At 59.1% G+C, this 19,630-nt stretch carries 16 protein-coding genes; 6 read left to right on the plus strand and 10 right to left on the minus strand.

The genetic code is table 11. The features are described 5' to 3' along the window. Positions 1-113 precede the first annotated feature (113 nt). The gene (locus H3T90_RS05055; RefSeq protein ID WP_198207909.1) at positions 114-1,337 is read right to left on the minus strand and encodes an MFS transporter; all 1,224 of its coding nucleotides are present in this window, start codon (positions 1,335-1,337) and stop codon (positions 114-116) included. A gap of 14 nt (positions 1,338-1,351) precedes the next feature. Further along, positions 1,352-2,950 carry a glycoside hydrolase family 31 protein gene (locus H3T90_RS05060; protein WP_198229792.1) on the minus strand — a complete coding sequence of 533 codons (1,599 nt, stop codon included), beginning with the start codon at positions 2,948-2,950 and terminating at the stop codon, positions 1,352-1,354. A 224-nt stretch (positions 2,951-3,174) separates the two neighbouring features. Between H3T90_RS05060 and H3T90_RS05065 the strand changes: the two genes are divergently transcribed. After that, positions 3,175-4,041: an AraC family transcriptional regulator gene (locus H3T90_RS05065; RefSeq protein WP_198229793.1), complete on the plus strand. Its 867-nt coding sequence runs from the start codon at positions 3,175-3,177 to the stop codon at positions 4,039-4,041. A gap of 259 nt (positions 4,042-4,300) precedes the next feature. Here the strand turns inward: H3T90_RS05065 and H3T90_RS05070 are convergent, their stop codons facing one another. From H3T90_RS05070 to H3T90_RS05095, 6 genes are all read right to left on the minus strand, one after another. Beyond that, positions 4,301-5,212 carry a carbohydrate ABC transporter permease gene (locus H3T90_RS05070; protein ID WP_232339446.1) on the minus strand — a complete coding sequence of 304 codons (912 nt, stop codon included), beginning with the start codon at positions 5,210-5,212 and terminating at the stop codon, positions 4,301-4,303. Beyond that, positions 5,212-6,090 (minus strand): carbohydrate ABC transporter permease, encoded by an 879-nt coding sequence (locus H3T90_RS05075; RefSeq protein ID WP_110425937.1) that lies wholly within the window; start codon positions 6,088-6,090, stop codon positions 5,212-5,214. Before H3T90_RS05075 ends, H3T90_RS05070 begins: the two co-directional genes overlap by 1 nt. A gap of 71 nt (positions 6,091-6,161) precedes the next feature. Beyond that, a complete protein-coding gene (locus H3T90_RS05080) occupies positions 6,162-7,469 on the minus strand; it encodes an ABC transporter substrate-binding protein (protein WP_198191223.1) in 1,308 nt (435 codons plus the stop codon). Between the two features lie 320 nt (positions 7,470-7,789). Beyond that, complete coding sequence (locus H3T90_RS05085; protein ID WP_332468237.1) at positions 7,790-8,419, minus strand: YesL family protein; 630 nt, start codon at positions 8,417-8,419, stop codon at positions 7,790-7,792. 94 nt (positions 8,420-8,513) lie between these two features. After that, entirely contained in the window at positions 8,514-10,031 is a 1,518-nt protein-coding gene (gtfA, locus tag H3T90_RS05090) for a sucrose phosphorylase (RefSeq protein WP_198229794.1), read from the minus strand. Positions 10,032-10,280: 249 nt separating this feature from the next. After that, positions 10,281-11,558: a LacI family DNA-binding transcriptional regulator gene (locus H3T90_RS05095; protein WP_198229795.1), complete on the minus strand. Its 1,278-nt coding sequence runs from the start codon at positions 11,556-11,558 to the stop codon at positions 10,281-10,283. Between the two features lie 373 nt (positions 11,559-11,931). On the opposite strand from H3T90_RS05095, the gene H3T90_RS05100 reads away from it, so the two are divergent. The 5 genes from H3T90_RS05100 to H3T90_RS05120 all read left to right on the plus strand — a co-directional run bounded on the left by H3T90_RS05100 (position 11,932) and on the right by H3T90_RS05120 (position 17,188). Continuing rightward, on the plus strand, positions 11,932-13,002 hold the full coding sequence (locus tag H3T90_RS05100) for an iron-siderophore ABC transporter substrate-binding protein (protein ID WP_198229796.1): 1,071 nt from the start codon (positions 11,932-11,934) through the stop codon (positions 13,000-13,002). A 46-nt stretch (positions 13,003-13,048) separates the two neighbouring features. Next, positions 13,049-14,098, plus strand: coding sequence for a FecCD family ABC transporter permease (locus H3T90_RS05105; RefSeq protein ID WP_198229797.1), 1,050 nt, complete (start codon positions 13,049-13,051; stop codon positions 14,096-14,098). A 2-nt stretch (positions 14,099-14,100) separates the two neighbouring features. Then, positions 14,101-15,159 carry a FecCD family ABC transporter permease gene (locus H3T90_RS05110; protein WP_198229798.1) on the plus strand — a complete coding sequence of 353 codons (1,059 nt, stop codon included), beginning with the start codon at positions 14,101-14,103 and terminating at the stop codon, positions 15,157-15,159. A 5-nt stretch (positions 15,160-15,164) separates the two neighbouring features. After that, complete coding sequence (locus H3T90_RS05115) at positions 15,165-16,064, plus strand: ABC transporter ATP-binding protein (RefSeq protein WP_198229799.1); 900 nt, start codon at positions 15,165-15,167, stop codon at positions 16,062-16,064. Between the two features lie 152 nt (positions 16,065-16,216). Next, the gene (locus tag H3T90_RS05120; protein ID WP_198229800.1) at positions 16,217-17,188 is read left to right on the plus strand and encodes a siderophore-interacting protein; all 972 of its coding nucleotides are present in this window, start codon (positions 16,217-16,219) and stop codon (positions 17,186-17,188) included. Positions 17,189-17,423: 235 nt separating this feature from the next. Here H3T90_RS05120 and H3T90_RS05125 read toward each other — a convergent pair whose 3' ends face one another. Then, entirely contained in the window at positions 17,424-18,014 is a 591-nt protein-coding gene (locus tag H3T90_RS05125) for an anthranilate synthase component II (RefSeq protein WP_198229801.1), read from the minus strand. Continuing rightward, a complete protein-coding gene (locus H3T90_RS05130) occupies positions 17,995-19,620 on the minus strand; it encodes an anthranilate synthase component I family protein (protein ID WP_198229802.1) in 1,626 nt (541 codons plus the stop codon). Before H3T90_RS05130 ends, H3T90_RS05125 begins: the two co-directional genes overlap by 20 nt. Between the last annotated feature and the right edge of the window lie 10 nt (positions 19,621-19,630).

The raw sequence follows: 19,630 nt of genomic DNA on the forward strand, positions 1-19,630 counted from the left end.
AAAGGCCCATCCCCATGCATGTATGCGGGCCCCCGCAGGGACCTGTTTGTCACTATACACCGGGCCGGGGTACCAGTTCCCCGGCCGATGATGACGATTGCGGATGACCGCCTTTATGCATCACGTCCAGTTGGGACCCGTTTGACCCCCTGTATCCGGATGGCCATCAGCAGGGCGAAGACGGTCACGGCCAGAGAGAAGCATCCGTAGGCAATCAGGACATTCTGATCGGAGCCGACAAGGGCCGAGACCCACTGAAGGACGTAAGGGGCCATGAAGCCGCCCAGATTACAGCCCACCAGGACGAAGGATGTGGCCAGCGTGACGGAGTTTGCATCGGCCAGTTCGCTGGCCCTGTTGTTGCAGTAGGTACCGATGTAGACCATGGAGACGGCCACCACCAGGACGGTTGCCAGACCGGTCATGATGATGTTATGGGAAAAGGCCGCCAGAATCTGACCCAAACCCATCAGCAGTGTGCCCAAGGCCAGAATGTAGTGTCCTAGGTACTTGTAGACAGCCCCGAAGAGGAATCCTGCAATCATCCCGACTATGGTGGCGATACTCTGGCAGTTGCTCACCTCGGTGGCGGAGGCATACCCGGCATCGGTCACGATGGTGGGGATGCGGACAGTGAAACCGGCCTGGATGCAGACGTAAACCATGGACAACAGGGCCAGACCTATGACACCGGGACTCACCTTCTGCCCGGCCATGACCCCCTTGACTGGCTGGTCCTGCTTGACCTCAGGCACAAAGATCCAGAATACGATCAGGATGGGGAAGGCGGCCAGGTAGACCAGGAATGACCAATGCCAATTGATGTTCAACAGGAGGCCCGCCAGGAAGGTCATGACTGCACTGCCTATGGATTGAAAGGCGTTCTGGAAGCCCAAGGCAGTGGCCTTCTCGTTGCCCGAGAAGAAATGGGACAGGAGGCTGACGGCCAGGGAATTGAACAGCCCGAAACCTGCACCCAGGACCAGACGGGAGGCCAGAATGACCGGGTAGCTGGTCACAAAAGCCGGCAGGGTGCCCCCGACACCGACCAGGAGCAGACCGATGCCAACGGTCCGCTTGGCCCCTATATGCTGGGCTATCCACCCGCTGAGGAGGACCATGACGACCACCGAGATGGTGGGAACGGTGGCCAGGGTCTCAATCTGGGCCAGGGAACGGTCCGGCATGGACTTCTGCATGGCGGGCAGGGCGGCCGAGATGGCATATGCCGAGGTCAGCACAAGGGATATGGACAGGAGGGAGTATTTGAGCGCCGGCCCCGCTTTTACAGCACCGCCCTTGTCAGTCTTATCCTCGCTTGTTTTTTCATCACTCATTGCGGATCATCCCCTCAGTCGATTCTCCGGTAGGCAGGCAGGGTGGCCAGCGTCACTGGAACATCGCGGGTGACCGGTCCATCCACCACAGTCGATTCATCCTGGAGAGACTGCCAACGCCCTTCGGGGAAATAGACCCTCTTACTGGTTGCACCCTTCTCGATCACCGGGGCCGACAGAATCCTGTCGCCGAGCATGAACTGGGTCTTCAGGCAGTCCACAGGGGCCTGCGGAAAGTCATAAGCCATGCTCCTGGTGATGGGCTCACCGGTCTGGCTGGCCTTCCTGGCCAGGTCGACGATCGTCTGCGAAAGTTCCACATGGAGGCGGGCCGCCTCCTGGCAGAGAGCCAGGTGTTCCTTGTCCAGCACCCTCCAAGGTGCCACGGAGAACTGCATCATGGCCATGAGGGCGGCGCACTGGGCCGAGCGGACAATCAGTTCCTGGTCCAGCGTCTTGGTCCCCAGGAAGCTGCGATACTCACCGCCGCCGATCATGTCGGGGCAGTTGTAGTAGTAGCCCAAGAGGCCCTGGGTTATGGTATCGGGAATCAGCTCGGACAAGCCGTCCTTGCCCCACTCGAAAATCTTGTCCTGAAGACGATTCACCAAGGGCAGACCACCATTCTTGTAATTGACCCGGTACTCGTTGTAATCGAACTCAGTGCCGAAGCGTCCCCAGAGCTGGGCCTCCTCCTGCCTGGTGAGCCGCATGAGCGAGGCATCGTCGTCATGGTAGTACCTGAAGTCCCCGGCGTCGAACTTGAATCCATCCACACCAGTCTGGCTACGCAGGTCCTGCAATCCTTCCTTCAGCCATGCATATGTTTCGGGATTGGACATGTCCAGAATCGCCCCGTAGCCGTTCCACCACTGACGTATGACAGGCTCGCCATCCCGATCAAAGATAAGCATGTGCCGGTCACGCAAATCGTGGTACTCCACGGTGTCAGGGGTCACGAATGGACAGACCCATACCATGACCTTGAAGCCCATATCATGGAGTTTCTCGACCATGCCCTTTGGGTCAGGGAACTTTCTGGGCGAGAACTGCCAACGGCCGTAGTAGTCGCCCCAGAAATCATCGATCATGATGATCCCCGGAGGAAAGCCGTTGTCTACTATCCCCTTGGCATACTTCATCACGTCGCGCTGATTCTGCTTGTATATCAGCTCGATCCAAGTGTTCCACTGGGGCATACGGAAGAACTCCTCAGGGGGCATCTGCCCAAGGGTGAAAGTCTGCCTGGCCAGATTCTGCTGGGCATCACGCAGGTTGGCACCTGAAGCGTCCACATGTACCGTCCCCCGTGTGATCATCACCATGGTGTCCCCCTGGACCTTGAGGTCGAAGGGCTCCTCGCTCCACAAGGCCCGTCCGTGGGTGGAGATGAAGGCCGGAGAGACCTGGTTTGGGCTGTCCAGATCGATCAGGTCCAGCCTGTAATCGTCACCTGCAGTGAAGGGATAACGCGACCCATCCATGACGCAGCCTCCGTACCAGTACTCCCCGTCTTCAATCTTGAGGGAGCATGGGGCCGTGAGCCCGCTTCTCAGGTCTTGGACCACCGAACCGTCATGGTCGGCACTACCTTCCCCATTTTCTGCTTTCATTTGTTCTGTCAGCTCCATCGCCGACGCCACCTTTCTCGAACAGTCCCCCATAAGCCCGGTCGACCGGGCATTGTCGGCGAAAACGCCACTGAGGAACCCACCTACAATGTATGGCATGATGCCGGTGCCGACGACCTGCAGGTTGGCGACGGATGTTTGGCTGTCTTGGCCTTTTGTGCACAGTTGCAAGGTCGATAACGGAACCGGTTCGGAAGGGATGCGCCGTGGAAAAAGAGACACTGGTCCGCCTGCCCGATCTTGGCTGGCGGGACCTCAGACCCCTCTTCACGGGACGGTCAGCCTGCTACGGGGGTCATTCCTACGGACCGGGGGCCAGACCCTACCACCTGGTCCACTTCATCGTATCGGGGTCCGGCATCCTGCGGATGAAGGAAACCACTTTCCACCTGCACGCCCACCAGGCATTCATCATCGCACCGAACGAGCTTGTTTACTACCAGGCCGATTTCGACGACCCCTGGACCTATGAGTGGATCGCCTTCGATGGCACCAGGGCCGCCGATCTGATGTCCCAGCTGGGGTTCACCTTCCCCATGATCGTCTCCACGCTGACCCAGTTAGAATTCACAGATGTCGACGGGCAGCTAACCCTGATGAGACAACGAAATCACAAAAGCGCCTTCGACAACCTCCAGGACCAGTCCGCCCTTTTCGTCATCCTTTCCACCCTGGCGCAGTCGGTACGGCAGACCAGAGAACCCCTGGCTTCCAAGGACGGGGGAAGGGCGGGGTCTTATGTGGACCAGGCAATCTCATTGATAGGGCAAAAGTACAATTCCGACCTGTCAGTAGAGGGGCTGGCGGCGGATATCGGCATTGACCGCTCCTACCTGTCGACTATTTTCAAACGACAGACGGGTCTGACCGTCAAGGACTACCTGACCAGCTTTCGCATTTCCCGTAGCCAGGAAATCCTCTTCACCACGGACTGTCCGGTGACCCAGGTGGCCAGAATGAGCGGGTACAACAGCGTCTCTTATTTTTCCAAGGCCTTCAAGCGGCAGATGGGCATGTCCCCCAACCAATACCGTAGGTGGAGGCGGTCACGCTTGGCCAGAGGTGGAACCTGAACGTCAGGAATCCGCCCGAGGCTCTATAGACGGTTGTGGTCATGCCGAAGCAGCAGAAAACAGAACAATTGAACCGCTTTTCACGGGCTGACTCGCACGGCGTCAAACACCGGCAGACACCCCATCGTCATGATCGGCCCGCCACACCACCTGTATCCATCGTCTCGATTTTGGGCCGTAAGAGACTGGCCCGAAACCAGGTGCAGGAAACAGGCGGGGCGTCCGACAGGGGCGGGAGGATCCGCGATGGGGAACTTGCTCAGCCTTTGACAGCCCCTGAGGTCACGCCCTCAACCACATACCGCTGGAGGAAGACGTACAGGACCAGAATGGGGAGCATGGCCAGGAGGAGGGCCGCCATGACCAGACCGATATCTGTGGAATAAGTTCCGTAGAAGACCTGTGTGGCGATAGGGATGGTGTAAAGCTCCTTGCGGCCCAGCACCAGGGAGGGCAGGAGGTAATCGTTCCAGAAAGCCATAGCCTCGATGATCGTCACCGTGGCCACCGTGGGCTTCAGGAGGGGAAAGACAATCCGCCAGAAGGTCCTCCACTTGCCACAGCCGTCGATCTCTGCTGCTTCCTCCAGCTCCATAGGGATGTTGGTCTTGATGGCCCCGTGGAACATGAAGGTGGCCAGGGAGACCGAGAAGCCGACATGCATGAGGATCAGGGTGATCCGACTGTTGAGCACATGGAGCATCCCGCCGTAGACCGAAACCAGGGGGACCATGATCACCTGGAAGGGGATGACCATGGAAGCCACCATCAGGGTAAAGAGGATGGCCCCCGCCTTCCAGGTGGGGTTGCGGACGATTACATAGGCCGCCATGGCCGACAGAAGGACAGTCAGGATCGTAGCGCAGATGGTCACGAAGAGGGAGTTGCCCAGGACCGTCCAGAAGTCCATCTTTTCCATGGCCTCAGGGAAGTTCTGAAGGGTGAACCCGTGACGGCCGATCAGAGCCAGAGGCTTAGAGGTGATGTCCGCCTTGGTCTTAAAGACGTTGATGACCACCAGGAGGAAGGGGGCCAGGAAAGCGAAGAGGAGAACGATCAGAACCAGCCAGACCAGGCCATGCCCGATCCTGGTGCCCATGCCCGTCTTGGGCCTGCGAGGTTCCTCCCCCTGGATGGCCCCTGCCTGCATCTGTTTTGTTGCTGCACTCATCAAGCGTCCACCTCGCCCTTCTTACCGAAATAGACCTGGAGGAGGCCGATGACCGCGCACACTACGAACAGGAGGAGGGCTTCGGACTGACCCACCCCATAGTTCTTGTACACGAAGGCCTTGTTGTATACGTGCATGGCCGCCATGACCGAGGAGTTGAATGGTTCGCCCTTGGTCAGCGACAGGTTGAGGTCGTAGACCATGAAACACCGGGTCGTGCTCAGGAAGATGCATTGAACAAATGATGACCTCATGAGGGGTATGGTCACCTTCACCATGGCCTGAGCCTTGGAGCAGCCATCAATTTCCGCTGCCTCCTTTAGACTCTGATCCACACTCATGAACCCGGCCACATAAATCAGCATCATGTAGCCTGCATATTGCCAGACCGAGACCAGGATCAGGCAGAACATGGCCCCGTTGGGCGTGGACAGGAGGGAGGATGTCGTATGGGATGTGACGGCTTCCCCGATGGCTACGAAGGCCCGATTGAAGACGAACTTCCAGACATATCCCAGCACGATTCCACCGATCAGGTTGGGTATGAAGAAGGCTGCCCTGAAGAAGTTCTGCCCCTTGATCCCACTGGTCACCAGGTAGGCCAGGAGGAAGGCGACAACATTGACCAGGATGACTGAGATTACCGAATAGATGACGGTTCTGCCCATGGCCTGCCAGTAGGCAGTGTCAGCAAAGGCCTGACGGTAGTTGGACAAGCCCACGAAGGGCTTGTGGTTGGATATCCCGTCCCAGTTGGTCAGAGTCAGGTAGAGGCCGTAAATGAAGGGGACGATCACCACGGCACAGAAGAGGATGGCGGCAGGGCCCGCAAACATGAGGAACTGCCCCACCTTGTATGAGAGTTTGCTTCTTTTCATGATTATCAGGCTTGCCCCGGCCGGGCGGGGGCGGCAGAGGGTCGGTCCCCGCCCGGCTGTGTAGTGGACAGTTACTTTCCGGCCTCGTAGATCTTGGCCGACTTCCAGTAGTTCTGAATGTCCTTGGCCAGGGAAGCCCTGTCCTCCTGACCAGCCAGGTATTTCTGGAAGTTGGCTCCCAGGACGGAGAAGTGGTCATCGGGCAGATGGTTATAGTTGGGGATCAGCTTGTCGGCATCGGCGTACTTTTTCACCGACTTGCCCAAGGGATCCTTGACCTCCAGCTTGTTGTTGGCGAAGGGGGAGATCAGAGAGCAGTCATTGACGATGAAGGACTGACCGTCCTTGTCGTAAACCAGCCAGTTGAGGAAGTCCTCGGCCGCCTTGCGTTGCTTGTCGGAGGTTTTATCAGAGGAGTCGATGAAGAGGAACTTGGAGCCGCCGCCGACCAGCTTCTCGTTACTGCCGTCCTCGGTGTCCTGGGGGACGGGCATCTCCCCCATGTTCTCGGTGTAGTCATAGTCCTTGATGACGGACCAGTCCCAGTTGCCGCCGAACATGAAGGCGATCTTCCCTTCAGCCAGATTCTGCTCCGTCACCTCGCGCTCGGCCGAGATGGCGTTGTCCTTGGCGTAGTTATTATCTTTGAGCACGTCGAAGGTGTCCATGAGGGAGGTGAATTTGGCGTCCTTGTCGAGGTCGACCCCGCCCTCGTGCAGGCTCTTGATGAAGGCGTCAGGATCCTCGTGCTCCTCATAGACCTGGGTCAGATAATGGGCCACCAGGGACCAGTCCTCTTTGATGACACCGGTGGGGTGCTCCATCCCTCCGGCCTGAAGTTCCTTGATCAAGCCCTTGAAGGCTGAGAGGGTCTTATAGTCCTCAGGCTTGAACTCCTTGCCCGTGGCCTTCTTGATGGCATCGGCGTTGTAGAGCAGGCCCCTGGCCTCGATGCTGACCGGGAAACCGTAGACCTTGTTGTCGATCTTCAGCGCGTACTTGGTGTCCTTGACCCACTTCTGGTCGCTCAGGTCGATGGCGTGTTCCTTGGCCAGCGAGTATACATCCTTGGGATCCACCATGGAGATGGTGTAAGGGTCGTTGGAGGCGTACTTGGTGGACAGATGGGCCACCACGGCATCGGTGGAGGAGTAGACCTCGACATCTACGCCCTTCTTCTGTGAGTACTCCTTGGCCATCTTCTCCATCTGGGACTGAATCTCCGACTTGGAGTTGAATATGGTGATTTTGGTGCCCGATGACCCCGAACTGGAGTTGGAACCCGATCCGCAGGCCCCCAGCATGCCGACTGACAGGAGTGTTGCCAATACAATCGCACCCGCCCGCTTCACTGCGGGGCTCTTCTTGAAGATTCTCATCGTTGCCGCCTTTCTGCCTTCTACGGCTGAGCCGCATTGCCCGAGACCGGTGCTGGCTTTGGGCTGACACCGGCATGGATTCAGGTACATCTAACCGGTTCGACACGAACCTGTCTTATGTATCTAACCGGTTCGATACTACATGCAGCCCACATTGGTTGTCAAAGCGACCGATTCACGAGTCCACCAACACGGGAGCAGCACAACCTCCTGGAAATACTCGCAAACACCAGCGGCAAACCTTGCGACACGCCTGCTGCCGGCGGGCCCGCTTCGCGCCTGGGGCAAACCTGGGAACCGTCACCCCTGCCGATTCTTGGTCAGTCCGCCTTCCCACCTTCTTCGAGCCTTTTAAAAATCGGGTTGTAAAGCCAGGCGCAACAGTATTGAGGGAGAGTGAACCCTAGCAGGAGCACGAGAGGGAGCAGGTAGACCAGGTATGCAGCGTAGAAAACAGCGGCCCCTATGGTGATAACGGTCATGGCCAAGGTCCGTGGGAGGAATCCCAGGGCCAGCCTGCCAGCATTGGTCAGGGCTTGAATGGCGGTGTTCTCGTACCGGGAGAGCAGAAAGAAAGCATATTCGGCCACGGATACGGTGAGCAGGGCAACTACGATCAAGATGACCTCCAGAAGGCTCCGCCCCGACCGTGACAGTTCTCCCATGGCATGCACGTCAACCCACATAATCAGGCCGACGATCATGACCAGGAACCAGATGACTGTGGCATTCTTCCAATTATCTTTGAATGAGTGCCAGAACTGCATGGCTATGTAGGAATCCTCTCCACGGACCATGTGCCAGAGAACGTAGTGCATAGCGACGAAGGCGGCTCCAGCCGTGAAAACGGGTATGCAGAAGATCAGAGTAATCAGATTGAGCTCGATCAGGTCGAAAAGAATGCCCATGAACCTGAAGAAGACGTTGTTCTGGTTGAAGAACCGCTTCACATCAGCCTCCGTCTCCCCGCACGGCCCCGGGCAGTTCGCAGGATCGCCTGCACGGGGCCATGGGTGCGATCACATGCCTGCCACCGAGTCTAGTTCAGACCCGTGGAACCAGCCCTTCCAGTTCAAGAAGGTTCCCGCAACGGTGACTCCCCTGACCGTCCTCCCACTCAAGGCTGGCGACAGGCACCAGGGCATCCCCGCCCAGGCCACGGGCAGGGGTGAAGGCCAGCCTGGCCCGACTGGCCTGCCCGGCCCAGTCCAGAAGAAGGCCTGTATCCGTCATCCGGCTGGAGAAGGACCCGTCGAAGGCATCCAGTCCATTGCGGAGGCGACAGAGTGCGTTGAGCGCCCTGACCACCGGACGGTGAAGATTCTCATCCACCTCCATGGTGGAATAACGATGGCGGTTGATGTCACGCCCATTGCCCGTCTGGTGCAGGAGGTCCATATCATTGGGCCCAGCCATAGCCCCCACGTAATAAACCTGGGGCACTCCGGGCAGGAAGAACTGGACTGCCCTGGCGGCCAGGTAGGCCTGATCGTTGCAGCCCAGGGCCGAGTAGTAGGTGCTGTTCACTTGATAGAGATCAAGATTACTGGCGGCCCCACCGGTGGCCTCGGCCGACTGGCCCCTGGTGCGCTTGTGTATGGTCCTGACCAGGTTGTCCACCGCCTGGTCGCTGACCAGCCCCTTCAGGTTCCTGTCGAGCTGATCGGAGCCGATGTCGATCACCCCGATTCCATCGTGGGTGTCAAGGACGGTCACCGCGTTCTGGGGACGCACCTGAATCCAATGTTCCAGCGCGGCCACGTCTCCTGTGTAAAGGGCGTGAAGGAGAAGAGGAGGCAGGGCGAAATCGTAGACCCTGTCAACCTTGGAAGCGATTTCAATCTGTTTTTTGTAGTAGGAGTGGACCTCAATCAGGGTCTCCAGACCACGTCTGGCCCCCTCCTCCTTAATCCGCCCGATCAGCTCGAAGGTCTTGGGAATCATGAAACAGCTGGTGCCCGCCTCTTTGGCTCCGTAGCCCACGGCATCCAACCGTATGTAGCGCACATGGCTGGCGGCCAGCCGGTCCAGGATGGAGAGGATGTACTCCCATCCACCCTGGGAGTCGGTGTCGATGTCGACCTGTTGGGGAGTGAAGGTGGTCCAGACCAGGCGCGTCTCGCCCGCCCAGGTGTATTGGGTAAAGGGCAGGCCCGGACGCGGGCGGTAAATGCCGGCCAAGTCGGACTCGGTGGCCCCGTCAGGGAAGACCGTCGACATGGTCAGGAACATGCCGTAGTAAGGGCTGCCCTGCCCGCGGGCCATCACATCCTGGAACTGGCTGGATTTCCATGACATGTGGTTGACGATGGTGTCCACCATCACGTCGTGGGTACGGCTGAGTTCGGTCACATCATCCCACGTCCCCAAACGGGGGTCCACCTGGGTGTGGTCTATGGGGTCGAAACCGGCATCAGCCCCGTCATAGGGGGCGAAAAAGGGGAGGATATGCACACCTTCGTAGACCCCCTGAAAGCGGGTGCGCAGGAGATGGGTGAGAGAGGCCAGCGTACCGTCCCCGAACCGGTCCGCGTATGCAATCAGTTGGACCTTGTTATCCATGAAGCCTCCTTAGGTCATCTGCCCTGCTAGCCCTGCACGTCACAGCTCTCCCCAAAGAGACGCCAAACGCAATATCGAACCCGTCGTCGCCACGTCTGACGAACGGGTTCGATAGTATCATAAAACCGGTTCGATACATTTGAAAAGCACACATGGTGCAACGGATTCCTGACCTCACGCTGGAACATAACCGCCAGCCTTTGGATCCGGTCAGGCTCATCTCTGGGAGGGGCCCAGCCAAATGCCGATTCAGTTGGTTTTGGTGGTCTCGCCGATCCTTACGTGCAGAGGAATCACATCCGCCACAGTATGCACGAATCTGTTCCCATCCATGGCAGATTCCGCTACCGAATCCGGACCTGCATGTGGATCCTCCCCTTCGGACACGCCGATCTGGCCACCACGACGGGCCGCGGAATACGCGCCCCTGTCCCGGCACTCGCGACCGCCGCCACCGGTTTGGGTCCTGCCACCTTCGGAGGACCTGCCCGACCTTCGAGTATTGTCCCTCTTCTCGTCGACCTCGATGGACTCAATGATCCGCCGGCCCAGAAGTTCGGCTATCCTGTCGAAGTTCTGTTGGAGGGCGGTCAGCCTCATGCCGGCCGCATCAGCCAGGTAGGTGCCGTCGTAGGCGATCACCTGAAGGTCGTCCGGAATCCTGATACCCCGCCGTATGGCCTCCTGGACGCAATACGCCGCCCCAATATCCGAACTAACCACGGCATCGACGTCGTCATAGGAGTCGAGCACATGGTTGACCGCCCTGGCATAGCCCTCCAGACTCTCGACAGCCCCCGCCTCTACGTACTCGTATCGGACGTCGGCCTGGTCCAGCGCGTGTTCCAACGTCAGGTAGTAACGAACCGTGGGGAAGGTAGTGTCCAGGGCTCCGCCCCCCCGTTGAACAGGGTCTGCAAGTCTTTTCGCCGACCTTCCCCGGTTGGAACCAGCCCGAGGCATGTCATGGAACTGCTCGCGCGGGCCGCCGATCATAACCACGTGACGGGCTTTGGAACTGAGTAGGATATCAGCCACGGAGCGCCCCCCACCCTCGTGGTCGGAGGCGACGACAGGGATGCCGGGTCCCAGGTAGCGGTCAAAGGCCACCAATGGGCGCCCGATGGAGGTCCAGTAGGAGGCAGGATAAGTGGTGTGGGCCCCCATGATGATTCCGTCCATCATATGTCTGCGGAGCATGTCGACGTACTGATCCACATCCTGGTTCACATCGACTGTGGAACAGAGGATGGTGCGAAAACCGTGCTGGTAAAGGACCCGTTGCAGGCTGGCCGTGAGTGTAGCAAAGAAGGGGTGACGGATCGTGGGCACGATGACCCCGATGATGTCAGTCCGGTTGCGGTAGAGGTTCCTGGCCAGCTCGTTGGGTATGTAGTCAAGGTCCTCCATGGCCGAATGGACCCTAGCCTTCATCTCGTCCGAGACATAGCCGGTACCGTTGACCACCAAGGAGACTGTGCTGATCGAAACCCCCGCGGCCCGGGCGACATCGCGCATACCAACCATAGTGGCCTACCATCCTTCCAGGTCTCTCCCCCGGGCTTCCTCACCCCGAGGCTAGCGGATACTCCATTATTACCAGCATGGTCATGACGAAGAGGCGACGAAGGGGGGTAAGTCCCGTGATCCACGTCCAACATGGTTGACCTAACCTCATTCAAGGCCTTAGTGGTTGAGGATGGTTTACGCAGTGGCAAGAAGGCCCGAGTTCATCAAGTTATTCATGCCCTTGATCGCAAGGACACTGTGGTCGGCATATGCTCCGTTTAACACATGCAATCAAGGAAATCAACTCTTTTCTTCCCATCGTGCCGATGCTACATCTGGTGTCTGGCTCTGGTGCACCATGCCAATTCGACAGCACGATCAAAGGAACCACATGCACATTCGACCACTCCTTTCCCTCACTCGATTCAAGCGCACTATCGCAGTCATCCTGGTGCTGGCAAGCGCCCTGTTCTTTCTGGGAGCCTGCGGGTCGGGCTCGCAGGCAGGCCAATCCGGCCAGCCAAAAGCCTCGGAGGAGCAAGGCTCCTTCCCCATCAAGATCGACCACGTCTACGGCACCACCTCCATACTCTCCAAGCCCAAGCGCATCGCCACCGTCGGATGGGCCACTCCCGACAACCTCATCGCCTTGGGGGTCGTGCCGGTCAGCATCCAGAAGAACACCTTCGGCAAGACCGTCGATGGCGGATACCTGACCTGGACCAAGGATGCCCTGGATGACATGCATGTGGACAAGGCGGACATGCCCAAGCTGCATGACGAATCAGACGGCATCGATGTCGAGGCCATCGCCGCATCCAAACCCGATCTGATCATCGGACTGCTCTCCGGCATGACCAAGAAGCAGTACGACACCTTGAGCAAGATTGCGCCCACCATCGCCTATCAGAAGGTTGCCTGGGGCGACCCCTGGCGCAAGGTCATCACCGCCACGGCCCAGGCCATCGGAGAACCCGAAAAGGGCAAGAAGCTAATAGCCGACATGGAGGAGCGCATCGCAAAGGCCGGAGAGGCCCACTCAGCCATCAAGGGGAAGACCGGGGCGGTCATGTACTTCGATGCCGCCAAGCTCTCCAAGTTCAGCGTCTACACCACCTCCGACGCCCGGCCTCAATTCCTGAACGACCTGGGCCTGGAGACTCCGGAATCCATCAAGGAGGACTCCAAGAGCACCAAGGACTTCTACAAGGAGATCTCCTCCGAGCATGCCGACAGGTACAAGGACGTCGACATCATCGTCACCTACGGCACCCCGGACCTACTTGAAGCGATGCGCAAGGACCCCCTCCTTTCCAAGATTCCCGCAGTTGAGCGCGGATCCGTTGTGGTCATCGACAACGACAGCGAGATGGCCAACGCCCTTGACCCCTCGGCCCTGTCCATCCGGAAGACGACCGACACCTACGCAGGGCTTCTGGGCGAGGCTGCCGCCAAGGTCTGATTCGGCCCCGCAGGGAAGGGATGGAAAAGGAAGAGGGAGCGCCGATATGCGGTCAGAAATGACACCGCGCCCTGATACTCGACAGGCCGTCATGCATCGCAAGAGAACCGGACCCATGGTTTTGTCCGGGCTGATCCTGACGGCTTGTCTGGTCATGGTCTGCGGCCTGTCCCTGGTTTTCGGATCCCGTTCCGTCAGCCTTTCCGACATCCTCAATGCCCTGTCCGCCTCCTCGGATGACATCGCGGTCTCGGCCATCCGCCTGAGAATTCCCCGCACCGTCCTCGGTATCCTGGTCGGTGCCGGGCTCGGGGTGGCCGGGACCCTGATGCAGGGCATATCCCGCAACCCGCTGGCGGACCCGTCGATTCTGGGCTTCAACACGGGGGCAGCTCTTGCAATCGTCTGCTCCATGGCCTTCTTCTCCCTTTCAACGCCAGCCCAGTATGTCTGGGTGGGATTGCTGGGCAGCGCGATGACCGCACTGGTCGTCTGGGCTATAGGATCCCTGGGTCCATCCGGCCCATCGCCCCTGCGGCTGACCCTGGCCGGTGTCGTGATCAGTTCGGTACTGGGATCCCTTACCTCCGCCATCCTTCTGCCGCGCGTCAACGTCATCAGCTCATATCGCTTCTGGCAGGTGGGCGGAATCTCGGGCGCCCGGTTCGACCTCATGATGCCGGTCCTGCCTCTTCTCGCTCTTGGACTGATACTCGCCTTCTGCCTGACGCCCGGAATCAACGCTTTGACCCTGGGGGACCAGATGGCCGAGGGGCTGGGCATGCACGTCGGGCGTGTCCGCAGCATGGCCTGGCTTGCGGCGATACTCCTCTGCGCCTCATGCACGGCACTAGCAGGTCCGATCGGCTTCGTCGGGCTGGTGGTTCCCCATGTGGCACGACTGCTCATAAGACCCGACTACAGGCGAATCATGGCCCTGAGCATCCTTATCGGCCCCCTCCTGGTGGTTGGTGCCGACGTGGTGGGCAGGATAATCACCCGTCCATCCGATGTGGAAGTCGGCATCGTCACAGCGCTGATCGGAGCTCCCGTATTCGTGATTCTGGCCGGACGCAGAAGAACCGCGGAGGTATAGGCATGGATGCTTGTCTCCTTTATGATTCGGCTAAATCCGACACGATGACCAAACTGCAGCGGATACGACGGGCCCATGCCATTCGTTCGCTGACAGTTACCGTCCTACTTGTGATACTCCTGGTCGCTCTCGCACTGGCCGATCTGGCACTGGGACACCGCGCCTACTCCATGAGCGACCTGCTTGGAGTGGTTTGGGGGCAGTCAGACGAAGGCACCAGGTTCGTGATTCTCCAACTGCGCATGCCCCGGACACTAATTGGCTGTGTCGCCGGCATCGCATTCGGCATGGCCGGAATTGGTTTCCAGCATCTCCTTCGCAACATGATGGCCAGCCCGGACATCATCGGCATTACTGCCGGAGCCAACACTGCTGCCATCTTCGGCATTGTCGTATTGGGTCTGTCGGGCATGCCTCTGGCCTGCCTGGCGGTCATGGGTGGTCTTCTGACAGCCCTCCTGGTCATGGCCCTGGCCTGGCGCGGTTCGTTTGACCCGACCCGGCTGATACTGATCGGAATAGGAGTAGCCGCAGGGTTCAACGCACTGGGCTCCTGGCTGATGATTCGTAGCGACCAGTGGGACATCCAGGCTGCGACCAGATGGCTGACGGGCAGCCTGGCCGATGCCCAGTGGACCGATCTGCCGATACTGGCGACAACAACCTTGCTCGGCGCCACGCTCTTGTTGGCACTCGACAGGAATGTCAGCACCCTACAGCTGGGACCGGAGATGGCCGCAGGACTGGGCGTCAGGGTAAGCCGTGTTCAGTTTCAGGTGATTATCGTAGGCGTGCTGCTCCTGTCCGTCGCAACAGCGACTACCGGTCCCATCTCCTTCGTTTCGTTCCTCTCCGGCCCCATCGCCGCGGTCCTGGTCGGCCGGGGAGCATCAGCCCTTATCCAGTCAGGCCTGGTAGGAGGTTGTCTGGTTCTGGGTTCGGACATCGTCGCCCAACATCTGCCCTCGGCCCAGGTGCCGGTCGGCATCATCACCAGCATTGTGGGCGGACCCGTCCTCATCGCGATCATGGTCCTCATGACCCGCAGACAGGAGCTCTGAACATCATGACGTCACCCCCGGCACACAACTCCTGGAGCAGCGAGCATCGGCTGGCCGCCTCGCATCTTCGCCTCACCTATGGCGGACGTACGGTCATCGAGGACCTGAGTCTTGATATACCTCCACACACGATGGGATCCATCATCGGACCCAACGGGTGCGGGAAGTCGACCTTTCTCAAGGCCATGGCTAGGATTCTGAAACCGGCGTCGGGGGCCGTCACGCTGGACGGAGAACCCATCACCAGCATGCCCACCCGCAAGGTGGCGACGATTCTGGGGCTGCTGCCGCAGAACCCGTCAGCCCCCGCCGGCATCACCATCACCGACCTAGTTGCTCGCGGCCGATATCCCCACCACCACTTCGTCGAACGGTGGACCACCAAGGATGAAAAGGCAGTGGAACGAGCCCTCGCCCTGACCGGACTGACCGACATGGCGGGGTGCCCAATCGACCGCCTGTCCGGAGGCCAGCGCCAGCGCGCCTGGATTGCCCTGACCCTGGCCCAGCAGACCGACATACTCCTGCTTGACGAGCCGACCACCTACCTGGACATCGCCTACCAGCTTGAGGTGCTTGACCTGCTGAGCACCCTGAACAGGCAGGAGGGCGTCACGGTGGTCATGGTCCTCCACGACCTGAACATGGCTGCCAGATACTCGGATTGGATCCTGGCCATCAAGGATGGCAGGAGGGTCGCCTTGGGTGCTCCCGATGAGGTCATGACCGAGAACCTGGTCAGCGAGGTATTCGACATCGCTTCCACTGTGGTGACCGATGGGTCCACCGGTGCCCCCTTGATGACCCCGACACCCCTCCATAGTCTCAAAGCCCACTCTGGCGGGGCTTGCAATGTACACGTACACTGGGATGACGCGGCAGGACGACACCAAACAACCCAATGATGTAAAACCTCTCGTCCTGCTCCCCACATCGCTTACCCCGACGTCCTGAACCGCGAGGTCTCAAGCCACAAAGTCACAAACTGCCACAACCTGAACGACGACAACCCGACACCAAGATCGACCCATAAACCTCAACCGAAAGAGAGCCAGCCGTGGAACGCCAAGCCGACAATCATCCTGTACCCTTGATCCCCTTCCGTGTCTCCGTAGCCAGAGCAGAAACGCTCTCGCCCCACTTCAAGCGAATCGTCTTCCAGGGACCGGATCTGAAGATTTTTGCAGACGCCGGGTACGATGAGCGAATCAAAATCCTTTTGCCCCTTCCCGACGGATCCGTGCCGCCCCCTTCCTTCTTTGAGGCGACCCCTGAGGATCCGCTCGCCTGGTATCAAAAGTGGAGGACCCTGCCCGCAGAGAGTCGCAATCCCATGCGCACCTATACGGTTCGCAAGGTCAGGCCCGAGAGCGAGCAAATAGATGTGGACTTCGTCATCCACGATCATGCCGGACCTGCTGGAGCCTTTGCAGAGGCTGCAAAACCTGGCGACCAGGCCATCATCATCGGCCCTAATGCGCAGGCCGGAGGACCGGTCGCTGGGATGGACTTTCACCCGGGCCAATCCAGACATCTTCTCCTGGTGGGCGATGAGACAGCGGTACCAGCCATCGCCGCCATAATAGACAGCCTGATTCGTGACCACTGGAAGGGAGAGGGGGTTGCATTGATCGAAGTTCCGGCCGAAGAGGATCGTCTTCCACTGCCCGAACTCGAAGGAATCCGCGTCATTTGGACGACCTGCGACGAATCCGGGCATGGGCACGCCCTCATCGAAGCCATGCGTAACCTGTTGGAGGACCTGCCGATCCATTCGCCTACGGTCGCAGCAGCCGAATCTTCCAAGGAATTCACAGAGGTCGACATCGACAAAGAGCTGCTCTGGGAGACTGCCAATGCCACCCAAGCAGATGCTTCCATTCATGCCGACGAGCTGTACGCCTGGATCGCCGGAGAGGCGGCCACCGTCCGCGAGCTGAGGCGCATGCTGGTCAGAGACCGGGGAATGAACCGGCGCAACGTCTCTTTCATGGGATATTGGCGTCAAGGTCGCAGCGAGATGTCCTGACTGACCGATCCCGTGAGCGGGCGATGACCTGCCATGCGCGGACAACCCACTCCAGTCTTTCTTGACCCACAAATCAGAGAGTAATCACACGGACCCTTCTGACTATGTAAGTATCAGGCCATGGTTGCCGAGCTGAACCTCGCCACAGCATCTTGCAAGACCGATAGAGAGGAAACACAGCCTTGCTTACTACATGGCGGATTATACGGAAAGGAACCCGGCCTGGCCTGATGAGTCAGTCCCCGTCTGATGAACCGCAGTACTCCTGGAAGAAATTGGCAATCACCTGGTGACCATACTGGCTGCCGATGCTCTCGGGGTGGAACTGGACACCCTCCATGAGCGACCGGTTCCGCCTCAGACCCATCACATAACCATCCAGAAGCGAGCGCGCGCTGATCTCCAGATCGGCAACCCGACTGACCGAGGCCTCGTCAGCAACCAGAGAGTGGTATCTGGTCACGTCGAAAGTATCGGGCAGGCCCTTGAAGCAGCCCTTCCCGTCGTTTCTTATTCCGCTCACCTTGCCATGCTGACGACTGGAGGCCCTGACCACCTGAGCTCCAGCATGTACCGCGATGGCCTGCATGCCCAGGCAGATGCCGAAGACCGGCTTCCTTCCTGCCACCTGATCAAGAAACTCCAGGTAGCCGCAGTCCTCCGGACGACCCGGTCCGGGGCCCAGAATGACCGCATCGAAAGCGAGCGGATCCACCTGCGCAAGGTGGTTTACCCTGACAATGGTCGTATCGGCGCCCAGCAGGTCCACGTAGTTCTTGACCACATAGACGAAACTGTCAAAGGCATCAACGAGCAAGACTTTCATGGGCCAGCTCCTTTCCGGTGATGGCCAGGTAGGCCGAACTCATCTTCTTCATGGTCTCCTGCCACTCGCTCTCCGGCTGGGAGTCCTCAACGATCCCGGCCGATGCACGCAGGTGATAGCTGCCGGAATGGTAGGAGGCCGTCCGTATGCACAGTGCAGTCAGGACCATACCGTCGAATCCAAGGAAACCCACTGCCCCGGCGTACACCCCGCGCGAACTGACCTCGGTCTCCTCAATGATTTCCACGGCACGTACCTTGGGGGTTCCTGTCATGGTACCGGCGGGGAAGGCGGCCGAGAAGACGTCGTACTTGTCCAGGCCAGGCCGGATCCGGCCGACAACATCCGAGACCATGTGAATGACGTGGGAATAGACCTCGGTAGTCATCAACCGGTCCACCTTCAAGGATTCTGGTGTGCAGCACCTGGCTACGTCGTTGCGCCCCAGATCCACCAGCATCAGGTGCTCGGCCCGCTCCTTGGGGTCGCCGATCAGCTGCCTGATGGCCGCCTGGCGGGCCTCTTCTTCTCCGGGGTTGCCGACCGTGCCGGCGATGGGCCGTAGGGTTATGTCACCGTCTGGGGTCAGCCCAATGAAGAGCTCAGGGCTGGCTCCGATGACATGCACCCCTTGGGGAGTCACGAAGTAGTACATATAGGGGGACGGATCCTGCAGACGCAGCCGCCGGTAGACCTGGAAGGGTGGAATGCGGGAATCCACCTGGATCTCATGCCCGAGCTGGAGCTGGTACACATCGCCCTGGGCTATGTGCTCCTTTCCCTTGGCAAACCACCGATAGAAACGGTCCCGATCGATTGTGTCATGGGCCTCATATGGATAGTCCGGCCCAATGCCACCTTGGGCAGCTTTCGATTCAGGGGATTGCCCCGGCGATACGTCAGATTGGAGCAGTCCCAGCACCTCTTCCAACGACGCGAATCCATGCCCGGACCCGCCGCTCTCCATTGACGCATTCTGGACCTGCACACCAGACTGTACTGAAGATCCGCGCTCTCGCGGTTTTTCCCCGACCTTTGGAATACCACACTCGGCATAGGCCTCTTCGACATGAATCAGAGTGGCGCAGTGGCCGCCGGCCTTCAGATCCAAGGTGATGATTCCCTGATAAAGCGTCAACGAGATGACCGGCAAGGCCGCGTCCCTTGGTATATGCTCCTCCAGATCCTCGATCATGAAGATGGTGTCATACCCGAAGTAGCCGAACCAGCCCATCCCGAAAGGGCCTTTGTGGTCACCGCTGATGACGAAGGAGGATTCCAACCGCCTCAGCACTGCAAAGACCTCCTTGATGTCGGGGACCGGATGGTCTACCACCCCCTGTTCAATCCGGCCAAATGTCTCCAGGATTCCTGTCAGCTGAGCATTGCCTAGAGAATCAATGGTCATGACATGGTCCGTCACACTCAGACTCAGCATCGGCTCGAACCCAATTGCCGAACGATTCCGGTCTTTATCTGGGCCACTTAGAGACTCCAGGAGGAAAAGCTGATCCTCCCGATATCTGGTGCACAGCCGTCTGTAGATGGCCAGAGCATCGAGGTCACTGGAGAATCGGCTAGATTCCATGGTTACGTTGATAGTCATTAGGGCACTT

Origin of the sequence: Bifidobacterium polysaccharolyticum (genome assembly GCF_016101585.1) — a bacterium.
Taxonomy (GTDB): domain Bacteria; phylum Actinomycetota; class Actinomycetes; order Actinomycetales; family Bifidobacteriaceae; genus Bombiscardovia; species Bombiscardovia polysaccharolytica.

Bases quoted from the DNA above. Each gene is read 5' to 3' on its own strand.
- H3T90_RS05095 (WP_198229795.1), bottom strand. From the start codon at position 11,558: ATGGTTGGTATGCGCGATGTCGCCCGGGCCGCGGGGGTTTCGATCAGC.
- H3T90_RS05115 (WP_198229799.1), top strand. From the start codon at position 15,165: ATGACGTCACCCCCGGCACACAACTCCTGGAGCAGCGAGCATCGGCTG.
- H3T90_RS05060 (WP_198229792.1), bottom strand. From the start codon at position 2,950: ATGAAAGCAGAAAATGGGGAAGGTAGTGCCGACCATGACGGTTCGGTG.
- H3T90_RS05105 (WP_198229797.1), top strand. From the start codon at position 13,049: ATGCGGTCAGAAATGACACCGCGCCCTGATACTCGACAGGCCGTCATG.
- gtfA (WP_198229794.1), bottom strand. From the start codon at position 10,031: ATGGATAACAAGGTCCAACTGATTGCATACGCGGACCGGTTCGGGGAC.
- H3T90_RS05070 (WP_232339446.1), bottom strand. From the start codon at position 5,212: ATGAGTGCAGCAACAAAACAGATGCAGGCAGGGGCCATCCAGGGGGAG.
- H3T90_RS05080 (WP_198191223.1), bottom strand. From the start codon at position 7,469: ATGAGAATCTTCAAGAAGAGCCCCGCAGTGAAGCGGGCGGGTGCGATT.
- H3T90_RS05075 (WP_110425937.1), bottom strand. From the start codon at position 6,090: ATGAAAAGAAGCAAACTCTCATACAAGGTGGGGCAGTTCCTCATGTTT.
- H3T90_RS05110 (WP_198229798.1), top strand. From the start codon at position 14,101: ATGGATGCTTGTCTCCTTTATGATTCGGCTAAATCCGACACGATGACC.
- H3T90_RS05125 (WP_198229801.1), bottom strand. From the start codon at position 18,014: ATGAAAGTCTTGCTCGTTGATGCCTTTGACAGTTTCGTCTATGTGGTC.
- H3T90_RS05055 (WP_198207909.1), bottom strand. From the start codon at position 1,337: ATGAGTGATGAAAAAACAAGCGAGGATAAGACTGACAAGGGCGGTGCT.
- H3T90_RS05100 (WP_198229796.1), top strand. From the start codon at position 11,932: ATGCACATTCGACCACTCCTTTCCCTCACTCGATTCAAGCGCACTATC.
- H3T90_RS05130 (WP_198229802.1), bottom strand. From the start codon at position 19,620: ATGACTATCAACGTAACCATGGAATCTAGCCGATTCTCCAGTGACCTC.